The sequence below is a fragment of the Faecalibacillus sp. TM498 genome (assembly GCF_020589955.1).
Classification (GTDB): Bacteria; Bacillota_I; Bacilli_A; order Erysipelotrichales; family Coprobacillaceae; genus Faecalibacillus; species Faecalibacillus intestinalis.
The window spans coordinates 1-472 of record NZ_JAJDKB010000148.1 but is presented as its reverse complement, the minus strand read 5'-3'; the positions used below and the strand labels follow the sequence as shown (position 1 = coordinate 472).

1 protein-coding gene is annotated in these 472 nt (G+C 32.0%); it reads right to left on the bottom strand.

What is annotated here, in order from left to right; genetic code table 11:
* Nucleotides 1-472 (bottom strand): collagen binding domain-containing protein (locus LJD32_RS15080; protein WP_227392837.1); only part of this gene is annotated, 472 nt, incomplete at both ends.

Sequence of the window (472 nt, the reverse complement as noted above, 5' to 3'; positions counted from 1 at the left end):
GAATTTCACCTAATTCATTAGTCACATAATATCCGTTTTCTGAAATATCCATTGAAACAGCTTCACCTTTTTTATAAAGAAGTGTATTTCTTCCATCAAGTGAATAAATGTCTTCTTTTGCTGTTAATTGGAAAGTAACACCTGAAAGATCTTCTAATGTATCTCTGTCTCTTTTTTGTACATGGATTTCACCATGAGGTGCAATGTTCGTTACATTCTTTGTAATGACATATTCTTTAGTTGTTAGATCTTTTTGTTCAAGATTGATCTGATGTACTTTTTCTGAAAGCACATATCCTTCATTTGTTAAAGTTTCCTTTAATTCATATTTGCCCATGAATAACGAATCAATGACAAGTTTTCCATTGGCATCTGTTTTTCCTTTAGCAACAGTAGCTCCTTTTGCATAGCGTAAAGTACCATCAACTGCACTGTAGATATTTTCTTTGGCAGTTAATTCATATTCAACATC